At 64.2% G+C, this 1,951-nt stretch carries 2 protein-coding genes; both read left to right on the top strand.

The window, feature by feature from the left end; translation table 11 throughout:
* On the top strand, positions 1-330 hold a 330-nt coding region (locus AWC27_RS31310), incomplete at its 5' end, for an acyl carrier protein (RefSeq protein ID WP_169726839.1).
* On the top strand, positions 327-1,951 hold a 1,625-nt coding region (locus AWC27_RS22255; protein WP_139837153.1), incomplete at its 3' end, for a type I polyketide synthase. The genes AWC27_RS31310 and AWC27_RS22255, both read left to right, overlap by 4 nt.

Here is a 1,951-nt window from a genome sequence, read left to right as displayed (position 1 = left end):
GCCCAACACGCCGGCCTGACCCTGCCCGCCACCTTGATCTTCGACCACCCCACCCCCACCGCCCTCACCCACTACCTCTACGACAAATTGGGCACACACACCACCTCTAATGGCGTTGACGATCCCGACGAACTCGAAATGCAACAACTCATCGAAACCATTCCAGCTAAACAACTCATAAAAGCCGGGGTTTTAAATCTTCTGCGCGATGTAGCACGCAGTGAGCACTCCTTCGACACATCGCTGCACAGCAGCGATGTCGAATCAATGAGCCTTGACGACCTTTTGGTCACGCTAGGCGATCACGGGGAAGAAAACGCACAGAATTGAGTACTGAACTCGACCGAGCCACCAACGGTCTCCGGAAGGCCATAGCGCAAATTGAGCAATTAAAGCGCCAGAACCGCGCCCTACTTAGCCGAGTAGAGGACCCCGTGGTCGTGGTGGGTATGGCATGCCGGTTTGCCGGGGGGATTGGTTCAGCGGCCGATCTGTGGGAGGTGGTCAGCACCGGCACCGACGTGGTGGGGGGTTTCCCCACCGACCGCGGCTGGGATCTGGGTGGATTGTTTGATCCCGACCCCGACGCGGTGGGTAAGACCTACACCCGCTCAGGTGCCTTCCTCACCGATATCGCCGGCTTTGACGCCGAATTCTTCGGCATCTCCGCGCGTGAAGCCGCCGCGATGGATCCCCAACAACGCATCCTGCTCGAAATCAGCTGGGAAGCCCTCGAAACCGCCGGCATCGACCCCCACACTCTGGCCGGCAGCAGCACCGGCGTCTTCGCCGGACTTAGCGCCCCGATCTACGCCGCTAACGGCTCGGACAACAGTGCGGGCTATGCCCTGACCGGCGCGGTCGCCAGCGTGGCCTCCGGACGCATCGCCTACGCCCTGGGCCTGCAGGGCCCTGCGGTCACTGTGGATACGGCCTGCTCTTCCTCACTGGTCGCCACTCATCTGGCGTGTCAGTCGTTGCGTAATGGGGAGTCGAATTTGGCCCTGGCTGGGGGGGTCACGGTGATGACGACGCCGGCGACGTTGACTGAGTTTGCGCGTCAGCGTGGGTTGGCGGTGGATGGGCGTTGTAAAGCGTTCGCTGCGGCCGCTGATGGCACCGGGTTGGCTGAGGGTGCAGCGGTGCTGGTGTTGGAACGTTTAAGTGATGCCCGCTGTCACGGGCATCGGGTGTGGGCGGTGATCGCGGGTTCAGCGGTCAATCAAGACGGTGCCTCTAACGGGTTGACCGCTCCTAACGGGCCCGCCCAACAACGCGTGATCACTCAGGCCGCGGCTAACGCTGGAGTCGGGTTGGACCAGGTTGATGTGGTCGAGGCCCACGGCACGGGCACCACGTTGGGTGACCCGGTCGAAGCCGGGGCCCTGATCGCCACCTACGGCGCTCACCGCGACCCCGACCAGCCGTTGTGGCTGGGCTCGGTCAAATCCAACATCGGCCACACTCAGGCCGCCGCGGGGGCGGCCGGGCTGATCAAAATGATCCAGGCCCTGCATCATCAGGTGCTGCCGGCCACCTTGCATATCGACCAACCCAGCCCCCATATCGACTGGTCACACGGCACCGTGCAACTGCTGAGCCAGGCCCAGCCCTGGCCGGTGAGCGAGCACGTGCGCACCGCGGCGGTGTCCTCGTTCGGGATCAGCGGCACCAACGCGCATGTGATTGTGCAGCAGGCCCCCGATGAGCTGGCGGTCTCTGACACCGACACCACCACCACACCACCGGGGGAGTCGGGCGAGTCGGCCCAGCCCACGGTGTTGGTGTGGCCGTTATCGGCGCGCAGCAGTGCCGCGTCACGCGCTCAGGGCGCTCGATTGCGCCAACACCTGCTTGAGCAGCCCGAGGTATCGCTGCGGGATCTGGCCTACAGCCTGGCCACCACCCGCAGCCATCACCCCCACCGGGCCGCGATCAGCACCAGCAGCAC

Origin of the sequence: Mycobacterium szulgai, from assembly GCF_002116635.1 — a bacterium.
GTDB lineage: Bacteria > Actinomycetota > Actinomycetes > Mycobacteriales > Mycobacteriaceae > Mycobacterium > Mycobacterium szulgai.
Note: the sequence above shows the minus strand (reverse complement) of the source record. Positions and strands in the feature narration are given on the sequence as shown.